Source organism: Thermococcus chitonophagus (assembly GCF_002214605.1).
Taxonomy (GTDB): domain Archaea; phylum Methanobacteriota_B; class Thermococci; order Thermococcales; family Thermococcaceae; genus Pyrococcus; species Pyrococcus chitonophagus.
Map to the genome: position 1 here is coordinate 1,271,491 of NZ_CP015193.1, position 25,120 is coordinate 1,296,610.

Annotated in this window: 24 protein-coding genes; 10 read left to right on the plus strand and 14 right to left on the minus strand. The window is 42.5% G+C overall.

Translation table 11 applies throughout. The features are described from left to right. Positions 1-33: 33 nt before the first annotated feature. From fdhF to A3L04_RS07190, 4 genes are read left to right on the plus strand one after another with little or no spacing between them, the layout of a single operon-like run. Positions 34-2,031: a formate dehydrogenase subunit alpha gene (gene fdhF / locus A3L04_RS07175; RefSeq protein WP_068579597.1), complete on the plus strand. Its 1,998-nt coding sequence runs from the start codon at positions 34-36 to the stop codon at positions 2,029-2,031. 33 nt (positions 2,032-2,064) lie between these two features. After that, positions 2,065-3,063, plus strand: coding sequence for an ATP-binding protein (locus A3L04_RS07180; protein ID WP_068578295.1), 999 nt, complete (start codon positions 2,065-2,067; stop codon positions 3,061-3,063). Continuing rightward, complete coding sequence (locus tag A3L04_RS07185; RefSeq protein WP_068578297.1) at positions 3,060-4,631, plus strand: ABC transporter permease; 1,572 nt, start codon at positions 3,060-3,062, stop codon at positions 4,629-4,631. Before A3L04_RS07180 ends, A3L04_RS07185 begins: the two co-directional genes overlap by 4 nt. Continuing rightward, positions 4,625-5,614, plus strand: a complete 990-nt coding sequence (locus A3L04_RS07190) for an ABC transporter ATP-binding protein (protein WP_068578298.1) — start codon at positions 4,625-4,627, stop codon at positions 5,612-5,614. The genes A3L04_RS07185 and A3L04_RS07190 overlap by 7 nt, the downstream gene beginning before the upstream one ends. Here the strand turns inward: A3L04_RS07190 and A3L04_RS07195 are convergent. The 4 genes from A3L04_RS07195 to A3L04_RS11295 form a co-directional block, all read right to left on the minus strand. Next, positions 5,601-6,647 (minus strand): thiamine ABC transporter substrate-binding protein, encoded by a 1,047-nt coding sequence (locus A3L04_RS07195; RefSeq protein ID WP_068578300.1) that lies wholly within the window; start codon positions 6,645-6,647, stop codon positions 5,601-5,603. The two genes, A3L04_RS07190 and A3L04_RS07195, sit on opposite strands and share 14 nt — an antisense overlap. Before the next feature lie 54 nt (positions 6,648-6,701). Then, positions 6,702-7,130 carry an ATP-binding protein gene (locus tag A3L04_RS11285; protein ID WP_449353739.1) on the minus strand — a complete coding sequence of 143 codons (429 nt, stop codon included), beginning with the start codon at positions 7,128-7,130 and terminating at the stop codon, positions 6,702-6,704. Positions 7,131-7,212: 82 nt separating this feature from the next. Beyond that, complete coding sequence (locus tag A3L04_RS11290; protein WP_231963770.1) at positions 7,213-7,563, minus strand: ATP-binding protein; 351 nt, start codon at positions 7,561-7,563, stop codon at positions 7,213-7,215. Further along, positions 7,551-7,727, minus strand: coding sequence for a hypothetical protein (locus A3L04_RS11295; protein WP_231963771.1), 177 nt, complete (start codon positions 7,725-7,727; stop codon positions 7,551-7,553). Before A3L04_RS11295 ends, A3L04_RS11290 begins: the two co-directional genes overlap by 13 nt. 136 nt (positions 7,728-7,863) lie before the next feature. On the opposite strand from A3L04_RS11295, the gene A3L04_RS07205 reads away from it, so the two are divergent. The 6 genes from A3L04_RS07205 to A3L04_RS07230 all read left to right on the plus strand — a co-directional run bounded on the left by A3L04_RS07205 (position 7,864) and on the right by A3L04_RS07230 (position 11,942). Beyond that, positions 7,864-8,865, plus strand: a complete 1,002-nt coding sequence (locus A3L04_RS07205) for a formate--phosphoribosylaminoimidazolecarboxamide ligase (RefSeq protein WP_068578302.1) — start codon at positions 7,864-7,866, stop codon at positions 8,863-8,865. A 444-nt stretch (positions 8,866-9,309) separates the two neighbouring features. Then, on the plus strand, positions 9,310-10,233 hold the full coding sequence (gene guaA / locus A3L04_RS07210; protein WP_068578304.1) for a glutamine-hydrolyzing GMP synthase: 924 nt from the start codon (positions 9,310-9,312) through the stop codon (positions 10,231-10,233). Positions 10,234-10,348: 115 nt separating this feature from the next. Then, a complete protein-coding gene (locus tag A3L04_RS07215) occupies positions 10,349-10,558 on the plus strand; it encodes an antitoxin family protein (RefSeq protein WP_068578306.1) in 210 nt (69 codons plus the stop codon). Then, positions 10,555-11,016 (plus strand): type II toxin-antitoxin system VapC family toxin, encoded by a 462-nt coding sequence (locus A3L04_RS07220; protein WP_068578308.1) that lies wholly within the window; start codon positions 10,555-10,557, stop codon positions 11,014-11,016. Before A3L04_RS07215 ends, A3L04_RS07220 begins: the two co-directional genes overlap by 4 nt. Further along, a complete protein-coding gene (locus A3L04_RS07225) occupies positions 10,997-11,566 on the plus strand; it encodes a GMP synthase subunit A (protein ID WP_068578309.1) in 570 nt (189 codons plus the stop codon). The genes A3L04_RS07220 and A3L04_RS07225 overlap by 20 nt, the downstream gene beginning before the upstream one ends. Positions 11,567-11,672: 106 nt before the next feature. Further along, positions 11,673-11,942 carry a hypothetical protein gene (locus A3L04_RS07230; protein WP_068578311.1) on the plus strand — a complete coding sequence of 90 codons (270 nt, stop codon included), beginning with the start codon at positions 11,673-11,675 and terminating at the stop codon, positions 11,940-11,942. Here the strand turns inward: A3L04_RS07230 and A3L04_RS07235 are convergent. The 10 genes from A3L04_RS07235 to A3L04_RS07280 form a co-directional block, all read right to left on the minus strand. After that, entirely contained in the window at positions 11,897-12,616 is a 720-nt protein-coding gene (locus tag A3L04_RS07235) for a DUF2101 family protein (RefSeq protein WP_068578313.1), read from the minus strand. The two genes, A3L04_RS07230 and A3L04_RS07235, sit on opposite strands and share 46 nt — an antisense overlap. A gap of 20 nt (positions 12,617-12,636) precedes the next feature. Next, positions 12,637-15,864 carry a DUF2341 domain-containing protein gene (locus tag A3L04_RS07240; RefSeq protein ID WP_157895692.1) on the minus strand — a complete coding sequence of 1,076 codons (3,228 nt, stop codon included), beginning with the start codon at positions 15,862-15,864 and terminating at the stop codon, positions 12,637-12,639. Beyond that, entirely contained in the window at positions 15,864-17,966 is a 2,103-nt protein-coding gene (locus A3L04_RS07245; protein WP_068578317.1) for a hypothetical protein, read from the minus strand. The genes A3L04_RS07240 and A3L04_RS07245 overlap by 1 nt, the downstream gene beginning before the upstream one ends. Further along, positions 17,963-19,672, minus strand: coding sequence for a hypothetical protein (locus A3L04_RS07250; protein WP_068578319.1), 1,710 nt, complete (start codon positions 19,670-19,672; stop codon positions 17,963-17,965). Before A3L04_RS07250 ends, A3L04_RS07245 begins: the two co-directional genes overlap by 4 nt. Continuing rightward, positions 19,669-20,166: a hypothetical protein gene (locus A3L04_RS07255; protein ID WP_068578320.1), complete on the minus strand. Its 498-nt coding sequence runs from the start codon at positions 20,164-20,166 to the stop codon at positions 19,669-19,671. Before A3L04_RS07255 ends, A3L04_RS07250 begins: the two co-directional genes overlap by 4 nt. Next, positions 20,132-20,584, minus strand: coding sequence for a hypothetical protein (locus A3L04_RS07260; protein WP_068578322.1), 453 nt, complete (start codon positions 20,582-20,584; stop codon positions 20,132-20,134). Before A3L04_RS07260 ends, A3L04_RS07255 begins: the two co-directional genes overlap by 35 nt. A 2-nt stretch (positions 20,585-20,586) precedes the next feature. Beyond that, entirely contained in the window at positions 20,587-21,207 is a 621-nt protein-coding gene (locus tag A3L04_RS07265) for a class III signal peptide-containing protein (RefSeq protein WP_068578324.1), read from the minus strand. A 101-nt stretch (positions 21,208-21,308) separates the two neighbouring features. Next, entirely contained in the window at positions 21,309-21,899 is a 591-nt protein-coding gene (locus A3L04_RS07270) for a hypothetical protein (RefSeq protein ID WP_068578326.1), read from the minus strand. Continuing rightward, complete coding sequence (locus tag A3L04_RS07275) at positions 21,874-22,986, minus strand: tubulin/FtsZ family protein (protein WP_068578328.1); 1,113 nt, start codon at positions 22,984-22,986, stop codon at positions 21,874-21,876. The genes A3L04_RS07270 and A3L04_RS07275 overlap by 26 nt, the downstream gene beginning before the upstream one ends. A gap of 12 nt (positions 22,987-22,998) precedes the next feature. After that, on the minus strand, positions 22,999-25,065 hold the full coding sequence (locus tag A3L04_RS07280; protein WP_068578330.1) for a prenyltransferase/squalene oxidase repeat-containing protein: 2,067 nt from the start codon (positions 25,063-25,065) through the stop codon (positions 22,999-23,001). Positions 25,066-25,120 lie beyond the last annotated feature (55 nt).

Genomic DNA, 25,120 nt, shown 5'->3' on the forward strand with positions numbered 1-25,120 from the left:
TTGACCAAAAATCTTTATATTTTTAACTTATTCATGTTTATTGGTGGTAGCGTGATAAAGGTGGTTTGTCCTTACTGTGGCTTTGGCTGTAACCTCCTCATCAATCCTAAAACCCTAAAGGTAACTCCCTACAAGGGAGAGCCCAATAGAGGGAAGCTCTGCCCGAAGGGACTGCATGCTCTGGAGTTCGTACTCTCCAAGGACAGGCTCAAGTATCCCTTAAAGAGAGTGGGTGATGACTTCGTTAGAATAGGCTGGAATGAGGCCATAAGGGAGATTTCATCGAAGCTCCTCGAGATAAGGGAGAATTACGGCCCGGATGCCATTGCATTTATCGCTTCTTCGAAGGTGTCAAATGAGGAAAACTACCTCCTCCAAAAGATCGCTAGGCTTTTTGGAACGAACAACATCGATAACTGTGCCCGTTTGTGCCATGAAGCCAGTGTTCACGCTTTGAAAATGACGCTTGGAACCGGAGCCCAAACCAATCCCTACTCCGACCTGGAGAACGTTAGGGCCATACTCATTTGGGGCTACAATCCGGCCGAAACCCACCCCGTCGTCATGGACTACATCCTGAAGGCGAAGAAGAAGGGGGCGAAGATAATAGTTGTCGACGTGAGGGGAACCACGACCATGAGGCTCGCGGACTACAAGATTATCATCAAGCCCGGAACGGACATAACACTTGCAAATGCAATAATGAACGTCATAATATCTGAGGACCTGTACGACAAGGACTTCGTTAAGACGAGAACTACCGGGTTCTCGGAGGTCAAGATGGGTGTTAAGAAGTATACCCCTGAGTACGCGGAGAAGGTTACTGGTGTTGATTCCAGGCTAATAAGGGAGGTGGCAAGGATCTTTGCAAAGGCTGGAAGTGGGGCAATAATGTGGGGCATGGGCCTAACGCAGCACGTTTCTGGGGTGGAGAACGTTCTCGCAGTAATAGACATAGCCCTCCTCCTGGGATATATAGGGGACAAAGGCGGCCTTTACCCAATGAGGGGCCAGAACAACGTTCAGGGAGCCGCTTATATGGGGGCCCTGAGTGAATTCCTCCCGGGGTACATACCCTTAAACGATGAGAATTTCAGGAAGAGGGTTGCTAGGCTTTGGGGGGTTGAAGACCTCCCAACGGAGAGGGGGCTCTACCTGACAGAGCTCTGGGATGCCATACTTGAAGGCGAAGTTAAGGCCCTCTACATAGTTGGAGAGAATCCGGCCGTGAGCGAGGCCAACGTCTTAAAGGTCAGGAAAGCCCTAACGAAGCTTGACCTACTTGTAGTTCAGGACATATTCCTCACGAGAACAGCTAGATTTGCCCACTACGTTCTTCCAGCAGCAGCTTTCTGCGAGAAGGAAGGGAGCTACATGAACAGTGAAAGGAGGATTCAGTGGAGCTCTAAGGTTTGCGATCCCCCAGGGGAAGTAAAGCCTGACTGGGTAATCCTGAGCGAGCTTGGCAAAGCCCTAGGATTGCCGGGCTTCAACTACTCAAGAGTCGAGGAGATAACGGAGGAGTACTTCAAGATGTTTCCAGAGCTTGAGGGAAGAAGTGCTGAAGAGTTAAAGAACTCAGAGGGGATAATAATTCCTTACAGGAGGTTACACACAATCCAGTTCTCAACGCCAGATGGCAAAGCGAGGATGTACGCTGTGGAACAGATAATGCCCTGGGAAACTCCCAACGGAGAGTATCCGCTGATATTGACTACGGTCAGGGTGATAAGCCACTACAACACTGGAGAGATGACACTGAGAAGTCCATCCCTCGTGAGACTGATGAGCGAGCCCGTGGTTTACATAAGCAGAGAAGATGCCAAGAAATACGGAATAAGGGATGGAGATCTAGTTAAGGTTGAAACCAGGAGGGGTAGCTTAATCCTGAAGGCGAAGATAGCCAACGTGAAGGAAGGTGTAATAGTGGTTCCCTTTCACTTCGATGCAAATGTTCTGACTAACGATGCATTAAATAAGGCCGGAACTCCGGAATTGAAGTTTTCGGCTGCAAGGATAGTTAAGCTTTAATTTTCCCGTGCATCTTAAATATGGGGGAGAAAGATGTTCTTCGACAGGGAGAGGGAGCTTAAGGAGCTTATGAATTTGATCACATATGAGCCAAACATGATAATTTTTGTCTATGGACCAATAAATTCCGGAAAAACTACACTGATGGATGAATTTATTGGCAGACTTTCTGATAAGTATGTAGCCTTTTCTATAAACCTAAGGGGGAGGTTCATCCCAACATATGAAGAGTTTATAAATGTCATGTTTAGCATTAAAAAGGAATCCATGGCCGAGATAATATCCGAGATCATAAAAAGTGGTTTGGCTTATAGAGGCATTCCTGTACCGGAGAGCATCCTGAGAAAGCTTCTCAAATACGAGGAAGATCCCTTTGTGTTCCTCGAAGGTTACTTCAATAGCCTAAAAGAAAAAGGTAAAATTCCAATTTTAATTCTCGATGAATTACAAGTTATTGGAGATTTGAAAGTTGATGGGCCCTTTATCTACAGCCTCTTTAACTTCTTCATAAGGCTAACGAAGGAGTTGCATTTGGCCCACGTATTCGTAATAACATCCGACAGCCTGTTCCTTGAGAAGATATATGGAGAGGCAATGCTCTACGGAAGAGCTGACTACTTCCTAGTCGATGATCTAGATAAAACCACTACACTCAAGTTTCTGAAAGAATTGGGACTTGAAGATGAGGAAGCAGAGTTCGTTTGGAGCTATTTTGGAGGCAAGCCAGTTTACCTCATTGAAGCAGTTAAACACAGAGAGAGATTGAAGGAATGGTGCGAGAAGCAACTTAGGATTAGAACCCAGATGATAAACAGTATTATAGATATGCCAGGCATTGCTGATGTCCTGAGGGAGTTCTTAAGTAAAGAATCCATCCCATTTGACGGCAAAATATCAGAGCCGGTAAGAGAGCTTGTGAGGAAGAACGTTCTGTTTGTTGATCCGCCAAACGGAGTAATAAGACCCCAGGGGAGGTTGGAGTTGTTAGCCATTAGAAACGCTTTAAAAAGGAACACTGACCTTGAATCATGAGAAGGATTATCCTAGCACTTCCGGCCTTTGCGTTCCTGCTTACCTTCTTCTACCTCCCTCTGCTCTCGATCATAGGTTTGGGCTTTGATCCCAAGGCTATATTTCAAATTCTCTCAGATTCTTACCATAAGAGGGTGATATCCTTCACATTCGCCCAAGCCCTAGCATCAACTCTTCTGACCCTCGCCATAGGTCTTCCTGGGGCCTACATCTTTGGGAAGTACGACTTTCCTGGGAAGAGAGTCCTGAAAGCGGTAATGACGATTCCTTTCGTGATGCCCAGCGTAATGGTGGCCCTGGGTTTTATACTCCTATTTGGGAAGGGTGGGCCTTTTGGGGAATTAAACATCCTGTACTCCTGGAAGGCCATAGTTCTCGCCCACGCGTTCTACAACTTTCCAGTGGTAGTTAGGATGGTTTCAGCTCTAATAGAGAGAGTGAACCCAAGTTATGAAGAGGTCGCAATGACTCTCGGAGCTAGAGGCTTCACGCTATTCAGGAAGGTAACTCTGCCCCTTATCATGCCCGGGATACTTGCCTCAGCCCTTCTAACCTTCACATTCTCCTTTATGAGCTTCTCAATTCCCCTGATCCTCGGAGGCTACAGGTACGCTACGCTAGAAGTCGACATATTCACATCTGCAATAATAATGCTCGACTTCAAGACGGCTTCTTCCTTAGCTTTACTTCAAATACTGCTGAGCTTAGTGTTCATGTACCTCTACCTCAAGGCCCTACAGCTCTACGCTAAGAGGGAGGAGCAGAAGGTCATGAGAAAGCCGGAGAGAATAACCTTAAGAACGGCCCTGTGGGTTGTTCCCTACTTCTTGCTGGTGTCTATTCTCATCCTCGGACCACTTATTGCAGTGGTTTATGATTCCCTCTTCTATACCGGAAGCTTCAGCCTGGAGATGTATAGGAGAGCCTTCTCCCAAGAGTACAACCCAATGTTCGGGACTACTGTGCTCAGAACTATAGCGAATTCAATCTTCTTCGGAGTTTTAACTGTAGTGATATCAACTTTGATTGCATTACCTTTGAGCTACTCCCTCGTTAAATGGAGATTCAAAGGCAAAGTCATCGCGGATGCACTTGCTACCCTGCCTCTAGCCAGCTCTCCGGTGATACTTGGTCTGGGATACCTCCTAATCTTCAGGAGAACCCCGCTTTACGGAAGCTGGGTGATAGTGGCCTTGGCTCACTCAATAGTTGCTTATCCCTTCGTCCTGAGGGCCGTGAGCTCAGCCCTCGTCAAGATAAAGCAGAACCTGTACGAAGCTGCTCTAACCCTGGGGGCTAATGAGGAGAGGGCATTCCTTAAGGTAGAGTTGCCCTTAGCATCAAAAGGAATAATAGTCGGAGCCATCTTCGCCTTTGCAATGAGCATAGCCGAGCTCGCAACGACGTACATGCTCGCTAGACCAGAATACACGACCCTCACGTTGGCAATATACAAGTTCATTTCCTCAAGGCAGTTCGGCCCTGCATTAGCCCTAGCCGTTGTTCTCATGGCAATTTCCGGCGTTAGCTTCGCCCTCATAGAGAGGATGGGGGAGGAGGTATGGTGAGCATTGAGTTAAGGGATGTAATTAAGAGGTACGATGAATTCACGCTAAGCGTTAACTTAAAGGTTAGGGACGGGGAGCTGATGACCCTTCTAGGGCCAAGCGGGTGCGGAAAGACCACAACCCTCAGAATCATCGCTGGGCTTGAAAGGCCAGATTCTGGAAGAGTTCTCTTCGATGAAAATGATGTAACCGAGAAGAAACCGTACGAGAGGAACATAGGGATGGTGTTTCAGGACTACGCCCTCTTTCCTCACCTAACAGTGTTCAAGAACGTAGCATTTGGACTGGAGATGAGGAAGCTCCCCAGGAACGAGATAGAGAAGAGGGTGAGGTGGGCCCTCAAGCTCGTCGGCCTCGAAGGGTTCGAGAACAGGTATCCAGAGCAGCTCTCTGGGGGACAGCAGCAGAGGGTGGCCTTGGCCAGGGCCTTGGTTATAGAGCCGGACGTTTTATTGCTTGACGAGCCGTTGAGCAACCTAGATGCCAAGGTGAGGGAGAGGCTTAGGGGGGAGATAAGGAGGATTCAGAGGAATCTAGGGATAACAACCGTGTACGTCACCCACGACCAAGAGGAGGCCATGGCAATAAGCGACAGAATAGCAGTGATGAACCTTGGGAGGATAGAGCAGGTGAATGAACCTTTAGAGCTCTACATGAGGCCAAAGACGGAGTTTGTAGCCAAGTTCCTGGGGACTGGGAACATTCTGGAGCTGTACGCGGAGAACGGAAAGGCCTGTTTAGGCGAGCTCTGCTTCAAAACTCCAAAAGATGGAAAGGTAAAGGTATTCTTCAGGCCAGAAAGCGTTGAAATGGGTGATGGTGTTGAAGCTGAAGTTGTTGACTACGAGCTACTCCCCGGGAGGGTGAGAATTAAACTTAGGATTCATGGGGTCGAGATTATAGCCGAAGAGAAGCTCTCTAGGTTCGATCCCAAGAAAAAGAAGGTTAGGATAAGGGTAGAAAACTACGTCATCCTTCCTTAATTGCCTCTTGGGGAGTTTTGCCCTCAACGACGACGGCAGTCCACTGCTTCAGCCACTTGTCAAGGTTCTCCATGACGAGCCCAGGATCGAGGGAGATCGGCTTGGTAACATTGAGAGCGTACTTATAAACCTCTGGGAGCTTGACGTTCTTGTTTACCGGGTACATCCACTGGGTCGTTGGTAGCTTTTCCTGGGCCTTCTCACTTATGAGGAACTCTATGAACTTCTCGGCGAGATCCCTGTTTTTCGTTCCCTTAACTATTCCAGCACCCTCCACCTGGATGAAGTTGCCCCTCCTGAACTGAACTGCCTTAACGTTCGTCTTGTTGTCGTAGTACACAACGGCTGCCGGGGAAGTGGCATAGCTGAGTACCACCGGATACTCACCCTTGCTGAAGGCCTCCCAAGCGGCACTCCAGCCCTTAACTATCTGAACGTTGTCCCTGAGCCTTGCCCAATACTCAAGCCAGGAATTCCCGTAAACTGCGATTGTCCACAGCATAAATGCTAAGCCGGGAGAGCTAGTCCTGGGGTCTTCAATTATTATCTTGCCCTTCCACTCAGGCTTTATCAGGTCATCTAGGCTCTTCGGTGGCTCATCTATCATGTCAGTCCTGTAGTTGAAGGCAAGAAAACCGTAGTCGAACGGAGTTAAATAGTCATCCGCGGGGAAGTACTCCAATATATCTTTCCTTATTACGTCGAAGTTCTTTGGCCTAAACTTCTCAAGGACCCCAGCTTTTATTGCCTTTGCCATGAAGGTGTTGTCAATTCCAACCACAACGTCAGCCTGAGGATTGTCCTTCTCAAGGATGAGCCTGTTAACTAACTCTCCAGTACTTCCCACCAAGACAAGGTTAACTTTGACGTTGTACTCCTTCTCAAACTCGGGAATTACTTCCTTGAGCCAGTATTCAAGGCTATCATAGGCGTAAACCGTTAGAGTTCTTGGGGTTTGTTGTTCCTGGGAGCTTATGCATCCAAGTCCCAGGAACATTAGCAGGATCAAAGCTATTGCACCCACTTTCTTCATTCCCATCACCGAATTTCCCTAAGCACCGAGTTTTTAAATTTGATAGGTCGGTTATCAAACTAAGAGCCATTTCCTCAAGCTTATTACAACTACTTCCCTTCCCCTTACATTCAAAATCTCATCCTGCTCCAAAGTTACCACTATCAACTTTTTGATTCCTAGCTCCTTGCTCGCTTCAATTAGCCCCTTGATTTCTCTTTCATAGTTTTTCTCATGAAGCTCTGCCGTAACTTGAATGAGCTCTTTCCCTTTAATGAGAAAATCAACTTCCTTCCCATTTCTAGTTACATAGTAGAAAAGATCTTCATTCGGTTCGTGTCCCCTCTTTATTAGCTCAGTAAAGATCAAGTTTTCGAGAAGCCTGCCATCATCTTCAACCCCCATAACCTTAAGTAGCCCATTATCTACGAGGTAGGGCTTAAAACCCATCTTTTCCTGCAACTTGTACGACTTTACGTAGGGTCTCAGGGGATAGAAAATCATTGAATCCGAGAGATACTCGAGGTAATTGGCAACGGTCGCCTTGCCTATCCCAATACCAAGGCTTTTGATATTACGGTGGGCTTTACGCCTTAAGGATTTCCCTGAAGGAGAACGGATAAACTCTCACACTTAGACTTCTTCCCCTTAAGGAGGTCGCTATTTCCTTTGAGAGAAGCTTTGAGGAAGAACCAGAAACTATAACACGCTGATTCCTCTCGAGAAGAAACCTAACGAATCTTTCCCAGCCAGGAACATTTTGAACTTCGTCAAGAAAGAAGTAACATTCTTCCCTGGTGTTCTCCGGGAACATTTCATAGTAAACATCAAGAAACGTTAAGAGGTCTTTGACCTCCACGCCGAGCAACCTAGGATCTTCAAAGTCCACGTAAACAGTTCTCTCTTTTGGTAGCCCACTGGAAATTAGGTGCTCCATAATTTGGAACATGAGATATACGTTTTACCGACTCTTCTTGGCCCGATTAATGAGATAGCCCGTGGCGTTCTTGGGAATTTAACTTCTACATCCCTCTCAATAAGCTCAACGTGACGCTCAAGGTTATCCTTAATTATCCTCCCCCAAACTTCCTTTTTAATCATGTTCTGTCAATAGTCCATATTATTTATAAATGTTTGGACCGTCTACAGAACACTGCCTGCTGATAAGAGCGTGTAAAAATAACATTTAAAAATGGGGTTAATTTTACATGATTTTGACTAAAGGAAGGTGAAAGATATGGTGAGGATAGCGACTTACGCATCTCATTCAGCTCTCCAGATCCTGAAAGGAGCCAAGGATGAGAGATTTGAGACTATAGCATTTGGGAAATCTAGGGTTAAATCGTTGTACACTAAATACTTCCCTGTTGCCGACTACTTCATAGAAGACACCTACCCAGAGGAAAAGCTGATCGAGTTAAATGCGATAGTGATTCCAACGGGCTCCTTCGTTGCACACCTCGGAATTGAGCTCGTTGAGAGGATGAAGGTTCCCTACTTCGGCAACAAGAAAGTCCTGAGGTGGGAGAGTGATAGGAGTTTAGAAAGGAAGTGGCTCGAAAAGGCCAAACTAAGACTGCCCAAGGTTTACGATGACCCAGATGATATCGACAAGCCAGTTATAGTAAAGCCCCACGGCGCGAAGGGTGGAAAAGGCTATTTCCTCGCCAAAGATCCCCAGGACTTCTGGGCTAAGGCCGAGAAGTTCCTTGGAATAAGGGATAAGGAGCAACTTAAGGAGGTTCAAATACAGGAGTACGTAGTTGGAATTCCTGTTTACCCCCACTACTTCTACTCCAAGGTTAGGAAGGAGCTAGAGCTCATGAGCATAGACAGGAGGTACGAGAGCAACGTTGATGCCATAGGTAGGATCCCAGCCAAAGACCAGCTCGACCTTAGCATTGACATAACGTACACCGTCATAGGCAACATCCCAATAGTCCTAAGAGAGAGCCTGCTCATGGACGTCATCGAGGCCGGGGAGAGAACAGTTAAAGCTGCTGAGGACCTAATGGGCGGACTGTGGGGCCCGTTCTGCCTTGAGGGAGTTTTCACTCCAGAGATGGAGTTCGTCGTATTTGAGATATCGGCTAGAATAGTTGCCGGAACTAATCCCTTTGTGCACGGCTCCCCGTACACATGGCTTAAATACGATGAACCGATGAGCACCGGGAGAAGGATAGCGAGGGAAATTAGAGAAGCTATTGAAATTGGGGAGATTGAGAAGGTAGTAACTTAAATTTCCCTCACAGCTTCAAGGTAAGCGAGGCCTTTGAATATATGCTTTCTCTTTTCTCAATCTTGAGTGCCTTGTAATGTTTTCTTTAGCGTTAGTTTTTGAGTTTATAACAAAAATATCTGCAATACCCCTTAAATTTGACCAAAGATAACCAAAATTTATTGAAAGAAAGCTAGATTGATTTAGCAAGTTTCGTCAGGTCTCAAAAAATTTACTTAATTAAGTGTTAAATACTCTCGTCTATTACTTCAACTAGTTGTTGGTCTTAATTTTACATAGTCCCTTTAAAACCCTGCTTTTCAGGACCCGAAGAGGACCCCTAAGGAAATCTTAAAATATTTTAAGTAGAAGAGCCCGATACAGAGGCAATAAGTTGCCAAATATATGTCAAAATAAACTTTAAATGTAGCATATTTTAGACAAGATCTTGATAAGGTGAGAGGGATGTGGGAGAAGTTCATAGAGGAGAAGGTTAGGGAGATCAGGGAAACCGTTGGGGATGCTAAGGCGATAATAGCCCTCTCGGGTGGGGTTGATAGCTCAACTGCCGCAGTTCTAGCTCACAAGGCCATTGGAGATAGACTGCATGCGGTCTTCGTCAACACGGGCTTCCTGAGAAAGGGGGAGCCGGAGTTCGTCGTCAAAACTTTCAGGGACGAGTTCGGTATGAACCTCCACTACATTGACGCCCAGGACAGGTTCTTTGAGGCACTGAAGGGAGTTACAGACCCAGAGGAGAAGAGAAAGATAATCGGTCGCGTCTTCATAGAGGTATTCGAGGAAGTCGCCAAGGAGATAGGGGCCGAGTACCTAATTCAGGGAACGATCGCCCCGGACTGGATAGAGAGCCAAGGGAAGATAAAGAGCCACCACAACGTTGGAGGCTTGCCGGAGAGGCTCAACCTCAAGCTAATCGAGCCCTTAAGGGATCTCTACAAGGACGAGGTTAGGCAACTTGCCAAAGAATTGGGCCTTCCTGAAAAGATCTACAACAGGATGCCCTTCCCTGGGCCCGGCCTTGCTGTGAGGGTCATAGGGGAGGTGACTCCAGAGAAGATAGCGATCGTCAGGGAGGCGAATGCCATAGTAGAGGAGGAAGTTGAGAAAGCTGGATTGAGACCATGGCAGGCCTTTGCAGTTCTGTTGGGAGTTAAGACCGTAGGAGTTCAAGGTGATATAAGGGCGTACAAGGAGACGATTGCCGTTAGAATAGTTGAAAGCTTGGACGGAATGACGGCCAATGCAATGAACGTCCCCTGGGAAGTCCTGCAGAGGATAGCCTTCAGGATAACCAGCGAGATTCCTCAAGTTGGAAGGGTTCTGTATGATATAACCAACAAGCCACCTGCAACGATAGAGTTCGAGTGAAAATGGGAGGGCTCACAGTCCTGGAGTGTGAAAAACCAACCGATAAGGAATTCTTTTTTCTTTCCACCATAAAATTTAGAAGGAAGATTGGAGATATTCTGAAGATGGTGAGATCATGAGCAAAGTCATTGAAGTTGTTTATGAAAAAGGCGTGTTAAAGCCTACCAAGCCCCTTAACTTAAAGGAGGGTCAAAAACTGCTCATTAAAATTTACGATGAGGATATTCTTGAATTTGCGAGAGAAATAAGGAAAAAAATAACTCCAGAAAAGGTTAAGGAAGACCCAACGGATTACCTATTACGCCTCAGGGAGGAAGAGACATGAGCTTAAAGGTTGTTATCGATACATCACTGATTTTTCACTTGTTCTCGAGCTTTTACCCGGAAAGAACAAAAACTACTGAAGAAGTAATAAAGCTCGCTAAACTTGGCATCATCGAGCTCTATGCTCCCCAGTTGGGCGAGATAGAGTTTATAGCGGTACTTTCAAGGTACCTCGACCATGATCAAGTGGAGCAAGCACTAAGGTTTTACAGTGCACTAGTGACATGGATTCCAGAAGAACTGCTAATAGAGGATCTCAAGGAAGTTGCATTCAAAACCTATCATAAAGCTTCGGATATATATTTCATAGCTACCGCAAGCTATCTAAACGGTATTCTCATAACGAACGACAATAAAATGGCAGAGCTAGCTAAATCAAGTGGCATTCAATCATTTTGTCTAGTCAAAGAATCTGAAAAGTTTTCAGGGAGGTGGTGGGATGATAGTTATCATGGATAACGGAGGCCAATATGTGCACAGGATTTGGAGGACACTCCGCTACCTCGGGGTTGAGGCCAAGATAATCCCCAACACTACACCCTTGGAAGAGATAAAGAAGATGAAGCCCAGAGGAATAATATTCTCGGGCGGCCCAAGCTTGGAGAACACGGGCAACTGTGAAAAAATCCTTGAGAACTATGAGGAGTTCAACGTCCCGATCCTGGGAATCTGCCTGGGGCATCAGCTAATCGCTAAGTTCTTTGGTGGTAGGGTTGGTAGGGGAGAGAAGGCCGAGTACAGTCTAGTTGAGATTGAAATCGTCGATGAGGACGATATATTCCAAGGCCTGCCGAAGAAGCTCAAGGTCTGGGAGAGCCACATGGATGAAGTTAAGGAGCTTCCCCCAGGGTTCAAGCTATTGGCCAAGAGCGAGACCTGCCCAGTGGAGGCCATGAAGCATGAGAAGTTACCAATCTATGGGGTCCAGTTCCATCCAGAGGTTGCGCACACGGAGCATGGGGCAGATATCCTTAGGAATTTTGCCAAGATTTGCGGGGAGATCAGCTAGTCGATCCTGTCATCATCTTTTTCTTCAGCAACGGGTTTAGTCATCATCACAAAATCCTGAGGAGTAAACTTTTTAAGGTTTAGCTCTTACTATCGAAGGTGATATTTTGGGATATACGATATATTACAGGGTTGAGATAACTAGATGGAGTGAGTTTGTTAAGTTCATCAAGAGAATCTGCCGAGGGCTTGGAATTGGGTTTGAACTTTCTGGGAGTTACGTTGTAGTAACTGGGGAGGAAGCTGAAAGCCTAGTTATTCCGCCAAGTGGAGAAGGGTTCGTAAAAACGTATGGAAGAGAACCCATAACATCGATATACCTACTCATACTCTACTCAATCTCGGCCTTTGGCTCGGTTCTGGTTTGGGAGGATTGAAGTACCTCAATTATTCCTTTAGGAATTGCACCTCTCAATGGTCTATTCTCTACTGCAATCTTAACTAGATCTCCTGGTTTAACCTCAATATTACATGTCACCCAATAGTAGCCAGGCTTGACATTGGCACTAATATCATCGTGTACAAATACTTTCGCTAGATCCCCTTTTACCTCTTCTACAACGCCATATGTGTAGTCTCTTCCAAATTTTGCTTTAAAATAGCCCCTAAACGCAAGAACAACGACTGTAATCCCCCCTATAAATCCGTATAAGTAAATTAGGCTACTCTTGATATCTCTTATGAGTGAATATCCGATAAACGCTACAGAGGATATTCCCATAAGGCCATAGTAGAAGAATCTATATGCAGGAACATTGATAACGAAATTTGTCCCACTAATCAATATGAACCTAATGATAAGGTATGATACAATACATAGGCTAAGAAGAGTATAGATCTGTGTTTTTAATATTATCATCAGAACTCCTGTGATAAGATACAAGATGAAAACTAACTGAAGGCATAAACTGAATGTTTCATGAGCTGTATACTTTTTAAGTCCAATTTTCGGGGGCCTTTCTAATGGTTTAGGAAATAAAAAGAACTTAAATGCCTTTATTATCTTTTGAGTCCAATATCCTATTCTATCAAGTACCTCAATTATATCCAAATAGCCCACCTCCTAGTTCTCTACTTCTGTAGTAATTCGGATGCACCTGTTGGTCCAAATATAGATGTGGCAGTCGTTTCGTCGATAAAGAAGTAAACACCCTCCCTATCAGGAGAGTCAGAAATTCCATATACTCTGTATGTCTGTTGATTACAAACTGGATTGTTGATATAAAGTTTCCCTGGGAAATAATGATCAAGGAAACAAAAGTCAACACTATTAACATATTCTTCTGGCGATTTTTGAAGGACTGTTAGGAATAACCTATTGAGTTTTTCATCAAAGTAGTATGTTAGGCTATCCGTTGGCACCATAAAGCTTACTAGACCTATTGGATAGTAAAATCCATTTTTAGCTAGACCAAGCTCTTCCTGCATTTCTTTTGCAAGAGCAAGATATTTCTCATGATTCTCTGTACTTCCCTCAAGCCTTTCAAAGAATGACATTCCCCATGAAACTCCAAAGTACCCTATCTCGCCTTCCTTATTACCGACTCTTTCTTGTTCGTTTATACATAGAAGGAAGGGCTCTATATCATAAGCCCTAGCAAGATTCTCGGGAGGACGAACTTCTTCCCCAGAGAGTATGGGCGAGTATTTAACGTAGGAATCACCCCAAACTACCCAAGAGAAATATCCAGCATTGTTAACTGTGTTATTTACTACTAAATAAATTGAGATTGGTGGGCTTAGAGATCCAGAGATAAAGGTTTGGGAGGACTCAGATGACGTCTCGGGATCGTGGATATAAGTCAAGTTTAGGCCTAGGCCTAGTGTAGAATTAAATATTACCTCATACCTATTAGGGTTCGATATAAACCACGTTCCTAGGGAATATTTTGCTAAGATATCTGTCCAGTTCTCTAGTATGAATAACTTTTCAGTTGTCCAGTTGTCAACAAATTGAATGCTTATAGGGATTTTTATTTGAGTAATATTCTGAGCAAGGAATTCTAAGTCAATATACTTTCTAATAAGTATCCAATCAAAAATAGCTCCTCTAGATTGTGACTCGCTGTCAATAACGATGTATAGATAAAGTAAGGGGAATTCAAAGAGACGATAACTTGTGGTAGCGCTTCTACTTATAGCTGTTAAGTCACTAAAGTTGAAATAGCCCAATGTTGAATCTGCATAATAATAGGGCATTTCAACAGAGTATGTGTGAAAGTCATAATCTCCTCTGCCATCGGGACTTTCAGATAGTCCTGACCACCATGCGCGATGCTGAGCTAGGAAATTCCATGTAATATCATCGGTGAACAATAGCAAAGAATACTGCCCGGTATTAACATATTCATCTTCAAGCCCTATACCAGCATCCCAATCCTCCTCATAAGTAAAGTTGGGTTTCATTCTAAATCTAATAGCAAAAGGATAGTTGATGTTAATAGGATCCCTTGTTCGGAGAGCTATTATTTCATTTCCACCAGGAATCGTGACTGTTCCATTTCCAGAGGAGTTAAGGAGTATTGGAACATATACCTCCCACTTTTGTTGTAATTCAGTAAGAGAACTCTCGTTAAAGTCATCAAAAAATGGGAAAACAAGATCTCCATTTCCCCTTGTATACGGAAAGTCATTAGAGGATGCTATATATATTGTTCCGGGCAAATTAGTCCTTACCCAGATTAGAGCCCCACTACTATTCCAGTATTCAATCCAGAATGGGAGTTGCCTAGTAAGCTGTCTATCAGCATACACTTTTATTCTTGCTTCTGGAGGCGTGTTGGTGTGAGGTATCAGAGTTGATATAGTGCTATTCAAATATATAGGGACTTGAACATCACTAACTGTCTGTGGGTAACTTAAAGTTACTTCCCATATCCTAAAGCCTGAAATTTCAGAAAGATTGAGCTCTACGTCAATACCTCCTTTAAAGTCTCCCTCCCATGAAGATGAAAGATTATATCTAACAAAGAAATTATTCGAGTAAGTTGAGAATAGAAACATTTTCTGCCCAGCTAACACTGATACATTAGTTGTATAGTTCGTCCCAAATACTGAAGGTATAGACCCTCTTAGAAGAGGAACGTCTGTCGTTTTAGAATAGTAGATATAATAGGTAGTGGTAGTAGGCCTCAACCAAATAAGTATTTTGTCATTACCCCAGTATTCTATCCAGTAACTTCCCTCAACACAGTCAGAAGTATATATTCTTAGAGCTGCAAATGCACCGGAATGTGGGATTACTGTGAAGGGATATTGCGTTGCATTAAATTCAAGGAGAACAAGTTTGCCAATATAATTAGATGGAACAGTAAATGCCACTCTATATTGGTAGGTATAGTTACACCAGCTTGAACCACTTTCAAACACTAACACTCCCATACCACCCTCAGTTAGTACATCTGCTGGATTGACAAGTTCTCCCCTACTGCTAGTATTGACAATTATTGGAGATGTGGTCTGGGAAAGATCTCCCTCTTGAAGGACATATGCTAGTGCACCATCTCCAGGATATTTCTCTCCAATGTATATCGTACTTGGAGACACTACAGTAGAAAATCTACCAATAACTGGTGAATAGCTACTTCTCCCCACTCCTTCAATGACTTTTATTGGCTTATTGAATATTTCCGGATAAGTATATTTACATGCTTTTATTATTCTCTGATACATGCCACCAGTAACAGCAGAAAACATCGGATCCTCAAGTCCATTTAGATCAATTACCGAGTACACATATCCATTTTCTGGAATGCTTCCACTGTATATTACTCTCCCAGCAACATCCTTAATGGTTATATTATTTATCTTTGCTCTGACAACAATTCTAAATGAGTCCAAAGGGGCAACTAGGATATCAACGTTATTAAGCACTGTGCTCTCGTTCATTCCAATTAACAAACCCTGCTTTTTTAATTGTGTATTGATGTTTTTCAGCCACGCTTCTATTGTTTGGTTCCCCATGATCTTTTGCACATCACGACCATAAATTGATGGAGAATTCCCATATAGAATTAAATCCCTTATTGTGTTATTGACCCCATATATCGGAGAAATAAACTCCCCAGTTATAGCTATATAATCAATTGTTGCAATAATGGCTCTCTTTCCAGATATCTCTAATGCCCTCTTGAACTCTAATTGAAGGGTAGAAATTATTTGATAAACTCTTTCCGAATATGCTCTCTCACTTTGGCTTAAGGTTATCTGAGAAGAAACTTCTTCATAAGTTGCTAAGAGTAGAATTAAGGGAATTAAGAGAACAAGAACTGAAGCATTAATTATAAATCCTCTTCTCATCATGACCCCCTCCATATTCTTAAAGTCACAGGGATGGGGGTAAATAACCCTGGGATATTACCCATACTCGCTGTTTGGATACTAACTCCAGAAGGCAAATCAATGTCGATAGGATTCTGTTGAGAGCCATCATAAGGAGAAACTCTCCATTCTCCAGGATTTTTATCATCTATGTAATTAAGCTTATCAAACAGTCTTAAAACGGCATCATCAACTGCGTACTTATTGGGATCTAGCTCATCCACTGTAATTGACTTGTAAGGAGGATCCCCAACAAGTATTGTTCTAGCTTCCACAGTTGCACCATTGTAATAGTAGTAAGTAAGATTATATCCCTTGTAAGTGGGATATCCTTGAAGCAGGTAAGGGAAAATGTCACCATAGCCAGCGTATCCCTGGATAAAATACTTAATTATCCCCCTGGTATCACCGTTTCTAACATAAGAATTACCATTTGTCATTCTTATCTCAAAAATGTTAGTTTTCCCTGGTTGCATCATCCAATCATATAGCTTTGTGTAGGCAACCCTTATTGCGTATCTTCCAAGTGGTCCAGAATAAAATTGCTTGTCATTTTCATATAAGTTTTGTATTGTGGAGTAATCAACAAACGTATAACCAACCCACCAGTCTGCATACCATGGTTCTGCAGTAGGGGGAAGATAATATTCGACTTGAAGTCCACTACCAGTGTATGAAACCCTTGGGTCTCCGTAAGGGAAGTAAATTGATATTGGGATACTATACATTGTTCTTACTGTTCTAGGGACATACTCTATTTTCACGTATGAATCTGGATACCCATAAATTATTCTCTCCCTATTTGCTGAATCGTTATATGTATCTCCTTCATATTCCCAGTAGCCAGTTTTATTGTTGTAGTAAGCATCAAATCCAATTACAAAATCGAATACCATCTTGCTAATGTTTTCTTTAAACTCCTCATAGCAATCTTTGCCACCACACAATATCTGATTTATACTAGCTCCTATTTCGTCATCTGTAAATTCAACAATTGCATCTCCATTTGGGTTAGCATATTTCGTTAGAAGTAGATACAACTTTCCTCCCAAACCATAATAGAGCCTCACAACTCCAACATTTTTAACTTTGAACCTCATGTTTATTGAGGTTATATTTCCAGGAACAAACATCTCAAGGAGATACATAATTCCTGTCCTTTCTGATACTACATTGTACACCTTAACTACCCCAGGATCTTCAACCTCTAGGCTGTTACTCTTATACTCAACGTACATTGTTGTGCCGCTTGCAGACCCTATCTCATCCGATCCCCAAGAAAATACTAATGACACTACATTATCTCCAGGTTTCAGGTATGGTGTAAGATCGTTTGCATATATCTCGCCAAATTCTTCATCAACATAATTACCATTAATATATAGTGCTATATCTTCTCCTTCTCTTGATACAAACTTCCCATCAGCCTCTAGAATTTGAGCGTCAAGAGGGAGATGGATAACTCTCGTTATATTGAGGACATTAAGTCCATTATCTGCTCCAGCAAGAACCCTAAACCATCCATAAAGCTCCTGTCTAGTTACAGTGGCCTTTGTGAGATATGCTCTAGCTATGTATCCTCGCGGGGTTTTATTATATGAATACCCACTAAGAATCACAGTAGACGTTGAAATGTCAGTTATAGTGTTTGGACTAGATGTCCTTATAAAGGTTTGATTGGCCACCATAACTTCATAACCATATCCTGGGAGAAGACTAGATAAAACATAGTTTAATATTACTTTTGCTTTAGTCTCATAGTCAGCTGAGGGATACAAAGGCTGAACCGCCCAATAAGTTGCCAGGATATCCAAGGGACTCATGTCAGGAGACACTAAAGTAGTGTTTAGAGTTCCATTCTGGATCCACGTCTCAATTATATCACCTGGCACTAACTGATTTAATGGCACAGTTCTAAGAATAGTGAGCACATCCCCCGCACTTTTCATGCTCTGCTCTCTCATATAAGTCTGGTAAAGAGCTTGAGTGTTTATTTGAGTAGTCACTACCCCAATAATGACCGTGGATACTAAGATAAATGCCAAAAGGACATCGAGTGTAAATATAAACCCTCTCCTCATCCCTCATCCCACACCCATAATTTTACTAGCCCAAGTTCATATCTATGATCCAATAGGAGGCCAATATTATAGTCATCTATAATATAGATAGGTTGCTTAAAACTTGTTTCGTAAACCCACATTTCAATAGGCTTTCCAGCTTCACTTGAGAATTCAGAAAACACGTCTACCCAGGGAATGCTCACAGAGGTTTCATTTCCCAGATACGTCTTTCTTAAGGTGATATCCCCAGTAGCATTCGTCCATAGATAAGCTTGTACGTAGGAGGTGGGATCTGTCTTAACTATCCCAAGCAATTTTGCTTTTTCTCCGTCCATTATTACGAAGAGAGCATAACCGGTTTCATTGGGAACATTAATATGAAATCTTGCATACAATGGAAGTGTGTATTTAAGAACACCCGAGATTAGTCTTGTATAGTTGGAATTAACTTCTATTTCCGTTTGATATTTCCTCATATCTACAGATACTATCCTGCTAGCATACTCAATCCAACTTGCATTTTTTGGTATCTCATTTAGAGCTGTCGTAAAGCTACTTCCGGAATATGTTATCCTACCCCAAGCTTCAGATCTGTTAAGGGCCTGTGGATATGTATAACTTATGGATGCAGAAAATACATCAAGTGGTAAACCTGAGGTGAAACAGGGTGGAGGGGTAGGAGGAGTCCAAGTATTTGTTAGAGGATAGCCATATATGTTCAATGCAAAGTTTCCAGTAGTGCTGATTACAGGAGGTTCATTAACTCTCCTCCAACTATCTCCAGTCCACTCGTACCATTCTCCAGTCTTATTTGAGGCATACCATGTATTTCCAACTCTAAGATACAAATTTCCAGGTAGATAATTCGGGATTCCTATATTAATTGTCGCAGCACCAGATATATCAATTAGGTATGGATTATTTGTATTATCTCCGAATATAACCAGGTCTCTAGCTATGTTTATCGTCCTAGATCCCTGGCCTCTTATTATTAAAGCTCCATTGATATAGACATCACCACCAACATTTACAGTTACAGCCCCAGTTATTATCCAATCTCCATTTATTGCTAGGTATGGATATGTACCGCTTAAAGAGGGGGGATAATTTCCAACAGTTGTTGTCAATGATCCATATGTATCTACACTCCCCAGGATGCACAATGAAGCATCACTAGATATAAAAGCCGAACCCCTAATGTCTAAAGGGGAGCATTGGATTATTGTTGGATTATTAAAAGTCAATGTCTCACTTCCGGTAATCTCACAGCTACCAGAGTACACATCAAAATTGCCCGCAATACCACCTGCATTTGGATTCCAAGCAAAGTTTACTGTAAAGTTCCACACTCCGAGATAAAATTCTAGACAGAATGGTTTCCCTAGGCTTAAATTCTTTAGGAATTCAGTTACAATAGGAGTATTATTTCTCGCAAGATCAAAGAATGTTAAGGCTTTTTCATAAGATATGAATGGGGAATTTTCTTCACGCAAGCCAATACTCCTTAGTTTGGATACATTTTTATTCCAATCTGAAGGTTCCCCTGGAGTCTTTAGAAGTACATCTAACATATTGTCGGGGATATTTACGCGCTCATACCAAGATACCAGGGAGGATATTGAATCTCGCAGGGAATCTGATGTAGTTGAAATTGTCCCGAGAAGTAATATCGTCAAAGTGAAGGCTATAAATGCATCAAGTGAAAATATTTGGCCCTCCCTCATTTTATCACGCTCCCTCCGTTTTCAACAGTTATATTAAGCACAAGCAATCTTCCACCAATGTAAATACTCCCATTCTCTGTTCTAACGGTAGAAAGACTGATAAGTGACTGCTTAATGAACTCCCCTATCAAGCTAGCAATTTTGGAATTTGTTGTCTCTGTCAAATTCAAGTTATGCGAGAACTTTACTAACACCTCAATTTCACTTGAATTTTCTGTAGTTACTTTTAGTCCCAGGAATGAGAACTTTACCCCCAATGAGCCTGTATAGTTCTCAATTATAACATTTAGAGGTGCATATGTTTCTTTATCTACTATCACGCCATTTGTTAAGTAGGAGGCTGCAAAGTTTGCTGAATTTCTAATTTGAACTAAACTAAGAACTTCTCCAGAGTCACGCAAATATGGCAATGATATTATGATGACACTTAAAACTATAATACTCATTAAAAGCAGTCCTTCAACCGATGTTTGGGCTCTTCGCAACTTTAACATCAACACCACCTTCGGTTTCATTATAGAACACTATAATCCAGAAGCTTGGCGAGTTTTCAGTTAATAGTACAGAGGTATTTGAAGTAACTCCAACTGGTATTTTGAGCGATGTAGAGTACATAGTACCACTTATATTGGCATATATACTAAGGACATTTCCTGAAAGAGAAACATTAACAAAGTCTCCAGGAGAGATGGAAAATGGAAGAGTCATTTTAACAGAATATCCAGGCCCCATGCTATATGCCTTCGTAATTAAATCTCTCACACTTATTGCAAATACTTTAACTTCCGATGCAATTGATAGAGCTTTAGAATTTTTAGTTTCCTGAAGGCCAATGCCAATGATACCTACCGAAAGAAGTGTTACAAGAGTTATGGCAAACAGGAAGTCAATACTTAACTGGCCGAATTTCACTTCTACCCACCTGGATTTATTTTTATTAGAATTTCTCCAGAGGTTGCGTTGTATATCCAAACATCTCCAGTATTTGGGTCCCATTCTACAACAATTTTTAATATTTTGGGTAAAGATGAAGGAGAAATTTTCAAACATGCTAAGTTAATTATAGTTCCATTAAAGTTCACATTAGGAACAGACGACCCCAAGAATACTGTAGTATTCGTTAGGAAATCCTTTCTGTATATAGAATTTGCCCAGAATATATTCTTATAGGGACCAGAAAAGTTAATGAAAGAAGCACCAGTACCATTTAACAACATTACGTATGTCCCATTAGAATACGAAATCGCAATAATTGGATCATCAAGGTTAAACGCCCTAGCAACATATTGAACATCTCTTAAATAGGCCGCCCTATAATATACAGTGACTTTAGCACCTGGGCCTTGGGCATAAACTTGACTTATCCCATTAGATATCATGCTTGCAAGTCCTTTTGCTTCAATTCCAATTTGGGTAGCTAAGATATCCTGAGAAGATTGACTAGTAAATGCCGTAAGTTTCAGAGAGTATACCAACATGAGAACGAAAATCATGAACAAAAACATGAATTCTAATGATATTTGACCCTTTTTCATTGTATCAGACCACCTTATTAGGATATTGAAGTAAGAATTATTTAACCATTACCCCAAGATTTTTCATCAATACTGCTCAAATATGAAGAACTATTTTTCTTTTACCTAATCATGGCTTTCCCTCTCTCAAATGCCACCTCCCTATAATCTGTGTTATACAGTTGGAATTTATATTTCTCTTTTTTCAGTTCAAATTTTTCTAGGATACTCTTCAGTTCGTATATAAAGAATTGCACAAGCTCATAATATTTTAGGTCTGCCTTGCTCCTCTGGTAGTCTACGATATAAAATGCCAATGGTATCATAGCCAGACCTATGATAAAAATTGGGTACCCCGTAAATATTGAGCCGATTGCCGTAAATACTATGCCACTAACCAGTCCAAAGAGATAATACCAAATAACCCTTATATCCCTTTTGGCGCTCTTCACTTTTTCCTCCCAAATCTCCAAAAGCTCAGGATTGTAAAAGTCAAAGGCAGTATGCCTCTTCCCCTTCCTAATCCTCTCCCTTATTAGGAGATCCCAATCATCTCGGTGGTAAACTTCCATCCCTCTAAGTTTAGCCCTTTCAGCATCTATAGCCGAGATTATCCTTATTATGTCCTCAGCACTCTCATGTGCTATGTGAGAATAAACCCCCTTCTCGTCTAATTCTAGCGCAACTTCAACCGAGTCCTTCACCTTGATCATCGACCTCACCCGGATAGATATCGTCAAAATCAGGTAAACCACTTAAAAGTTGCCTTTTTTTGATCTCTCCTTCTTCCTTAGCCTTCATGAACTCCTGAGCATACCTCTTTGCCGTAACGACTATCTCCTCTATGCTCTTACTCTCGTAAATTCCGCTCAGCAATGTCACAACTTCAACTTCCCTCTCCCTGGGATCCGGATAGAAGCCCCTGAAGATCTGCTTCCCCCTTATCCTCTCCGTGAGCTCGTTCAATGCTTCAAATATCTCGTTAGCCTTTAGCGCCTCGGGGGGGCCGTGTATGGCAACTAAGCCGTAAAGAGCGGACTCTATGTTAACGTCAAGATACAAACCCTCATTCTCGAACGATCTTACTATAAGCCTGGACAGGCTCTTCACTTTGGACGCATCTGCCTTGGCGTAGCCAACGGTGGCAAAGCTCCCCATGGCCCTTAGAACGAATTTAAGATCACTTGCATCCAAGGTCTGTTCCCCAGGGACATCTATTAACGCCAAGAGAGAGGCTATCCTCTCAACTATCGCGTAATTTATCCTCTCGTAAGCTTGACTTATATCTTCCCCACTCTCTTTGAGCTTGTTGTTGTCTATAGCGATTATAGAATCAACTATCTTGGAGAGCTTGTCTATGGTTATCGCAGCGTTGATGGTTGGCCTTATCCCCTCCTCCTTTAAGGGGAGGGCACCTATTGCCACGACAAGAGAGTCAGGATACTCCTCCTTGAGGGCCTCAGCGAGGACTGGAGTCCCTCCAGCTCCAGTTCCCCCACCAAAACCAAAGGTTAGGAAGAAGATATCAACGTCTTCGTAGCCCACTAGAGACCTTATCTTTCTCATAACCATAGGAAGATCTCTCTTCATTGCCTCTCTTCCTAAGACTGGATTAGCGTTAACTCCCTTACCACCAACTATGCTTTCCCCTATCAGTATCCTTCTGTCCTGGGGTATGTGCTTTAGGTATTCCAGGTCCCCCCTTGAGGTGTTGATTGCGAGAGCCTCAAAATCTACAAGGGAAAAGATATCAGCAATCTTTGTTCCGCACTGGCCGACTCCTATTATTATTGCCCTCACCCTTCCACCACCTCAGAGGAATCTCACATTGAGTTCGTCTATCTCCACCCTTCCATCCCTGTTCTCATCTACCCACGACGCTATTACGGCTTTTCCATGGAGGTACTTAAGGATAGGACTGTTGAATATGAGGTTAGCAATGTCCTTGTATCCTTTCCCAGCATAGAGAACAAAGAGAAGTTCACCATTTCTGTTCCTCCCAGGTACTATTAAGAGGACCCCATCTCCATACACTGGCATGCCATTTATAACTGGGTATCCAGATGTTGATGTTGTAATGACTACATCACTATTGTACCTTGATATGTCCACATTAACCGTGACTGGATAGACTAAAACATAATTTCCGTATTCAGGGACTTCTGGTAATTTTGTTAACTTCACAGAGACATTTGTATAAAGTATATCCTTCATTCCATCAGCTATTACCCTAGCCATTCCAGCATCAAAGGAACGTAGCTCAACTGAGGAATTCTTTAAATTTGAGAGAACTGTGTACAGATTCACCCTTGGGACTTCTGGATTAATTGAGTAGTACCTCACGAGGAAGGCATCGTATAGGGGACTCTTACCTGGGCTTTCAATGCATACGTTAAGTTTTGGTTCAATCCCCATGGACTTTAGAATGGAGTATATGTACAGAACCTCCCATGCTTGGTCTGGGGGATTTGTTTCAACGTAAGATATGACATCAGCCAGTTGTTCCTTGGGAACAAAATCCTTCAATATTCCAAGGATTATTGTGGTTTCAGGATAAAGTGGAGCAAAGTACCACTTATTCAAGAACGTTTCGAAGGTAAAGCCCCATCCTCCATTCTTTTTCATGCTGAGCAACCATTTTATGTTCTCCTGGATTATCTTTTCTGTTTTGGGAACACCCAACATTATAAGGGCCTTTATGGCAAGAGCTGTAGTTAAGGGCTGCTTTCCAAACATGTCTCCCCAGAAGGTGGACATTATTAAAGATTTTGCCTTCTCCTTTTCTATATTGGTTAGGTTTTTGTACTCAAGAAGAGCTAATAAGGCGAATAAGTATCTCTGGGTCAGATACTGATCCACCATTACTTTCTCTTCTTCACTCTCATAAATCTTCCTCATATATTCAAGACCCTTTTTTGAAGCTGGGCTCATTGGATTGCAGATTTTTAAAGAATCAAGAACGAAGTAAGTGACTGAGGGACTTGAGGGTGAGCCTACATAAACACCCCAGCCACCATCTGGGTTTTGAGAACTCTCCAGAACTGAGCATGTAGCTTTCAGTTTATCTTCTGTGGGGTTTATCACTCTCTCTGAAACCATCGAAAATGCCATGGTTGCGTAGATTGGGTAGTACTTGTTCGTCCAATTATCTTTGTACTTTTCAAGATCTGCTAATATTAAAGCCGTTTGAAAGTCAAGACCCTTTAATTCAAGTAAGGCATACGCCTTCAGGGCTAGTTTAGCTTCGTTACCTTGTAATTTGTTTAAAGCTTCGTTGGGTATGCCCCCTTCAATTTTAGAGGTAATGACAATCCAAAGGTATGTCAAGTAAGGATCATCTGGTATCTTGTCCTTCAGCATAGGATATGCTTTTTTTACGAGATATAGGTCTTCATTAAGCATGACGAGAGCTGCTGAAGCAAGGAGAGTACTCCTATAATCGGGACGCATTCCTGGCAGGTATCCCCATCCATCTTTATTAAATGCTTTCTCCAGATAAGAGACTCCCCTAATTATAGCAATTCTTATTTTTTCTTTCTTTTTTACATCCCCAAAGACCTTAATTGCCTTGCTTAATGCTATTAAAGCGTAGCTTGTATCAGGAACCGAGCTAACACTCCCATAAAAGTATCCCCAACCACCATCACTATTTTGCCAAGAAAGTAGCTCTTCAACTCTGTTCCATACGTCATCCGGTGTTAGTGAGGGTGTTTTATTCAACGCCTGGGAAAGGGCCATTACAATTAAGCTCAGGGTTTTAGTCTCTCCTTCATCAGGATATGTTTTAACTATCTTGCTCGAAATATCGAGCATGTCAACTGCTGATACCGGAGCCGCTATGATTAAGAGTAGCAACATGAGCACGACAGGTCTCTTCATGATCTCCCCTCCCAGAAGAATTAGCTTAAATAATAAATAAAATTTGTGATAAGGG

Coding starts and splice junctions, on each gene's coding strand:
- A3L04_RS07265 (WP_068578324.1), bottom strand. CDS start 21,207: ATGAAAAAGGGTCAAATATCATTAGAATTCATGTTTTTGTTCATGATT.
- A3L04_RS07185 (WP_068578297.1), top strand. CDS start 3,060: ATGAGAAGGATTATCCTAGCACTTCCGGCCTTTGCGTTCCTGCTTACC.
- A3L04_RS11295 (WP_231963771.1), bottom strand. CDS start 7,727: ATGATTAAAAAGGAAGTTTGGGGGAGGATAATTAAGGATAACCTTGAG.
- A3L04_RS07190 (WP_068578298.1), top strand. CDS start 4,625: ATGGTGAGCATTGAGTTAAGGGATGTAATTAAGAGGTACGATGAATTC.
- A3L04_RS07280 (WP_068578330.1), bottom strand. CDS start 25,065: ATGAAGAGACCTGTCGTGCTCATGTTGCTACTCTTAATCATAGCGGCT.
- A3L04_RS11290 (WP_231963770.1), bottom strand. CDS start 7,563: ATGGAGCACCTAATTTCCAGTGGGCTACCAAAAGAGAGAACTGTTTAC.
- A3L04_RS07205 (WP_068578302.1), top strand. CDS start 7,864: ATGGTGAGGATAGCGACTTACGCATCTCATTCAGCTCTCCAGATCCTG.
- A3L04_RS07240 (WP_157895692.1), bottom strand. CDS start 15,864: ATGAGAAGAGGATTTATAATTAATGCTTCAGTTCTTGTTCTCTTAATT.
- A3L04_RS07255 (WP_068578320.1), bottom strand. CDS start 20,166: ATGTTAAAGTTGCGAAGAGCCCAAACATCGGTTGAAGGACTGCTTTTA.
- A3L04_RS07220 (WP_068578308.1), top strand. CDS start 10,555: ATGAGCTTAAAGGTTGTTATCGATACATCACTGATTTTTCACTTGTTC.
- guaA (WP_068578304.1), top strand. CDS start 9,310: ATGTGGGAGAAGTTCATAGAGGAGAAGGTTAGGGAGATCAGGGAAACC.
- A3L04_RS07270 (WP_068578326.1), bottom strand. CDS start 21,899: ATGATCAAGGTGAAGGACTCGGTTGAAGTTGCGCTAGAATTAGACGAG.
- A3L04_RS11285 (WP_449353739.1), bottom strand. CDS start 7,130: ATGATTTTCTATCCCCTGAGACCCTACGTAAAGTCGTACAAGTTGCAG.
- A3L04_RS07195 (WP_068578300.1), bottom strand. CDS start 6,647: ATGAAGAAAGTGGGTGCAATAGCTTTGATCCTGCTAATGTTCCTGGGA.
- A3L04_RS07215 (WP_068578306.1), top strand. CDS start 10,349: ATGAGCAAAGTCATTGAAGTTGTTTATGAAAAAGGCGTGTTAAAGCCT.
- fdhF (WP_068579597.1), top strand. CDS start 34: ATGTTTATTGGTGGTAGCGTGATAAAGGTGGTTTGTCCTTACTGTGGC.
- A3L04_RS07250 (WP_068578319.1), bottom strand. CDS start 19,672: ATGAGGGAGGGCCAAATATTTTCACTTGATGCATTTATAGCCTTCACT.
- A3L04_RS07225 (WP_068578309.1), top strand. CDS start 10,997: ATGATAGTTATCATGGATAACGGAGGCCAATATGTGCACAGGATTTGG.
- A3L04_RS07180 (WP_068578295.1), top strand. CDS start 2,065: ATGTTCTTCGACAGGGAGAGGGAGCTTAAGGAGCTTATGAATTTGATC.
- A3L04_RS07245 (WP_068578317.1), bottom strand. CDS start 17,966: ATGAGGAGAGGGTTTATATTTACACTCGATGTCCTTTTGGCATTTATC.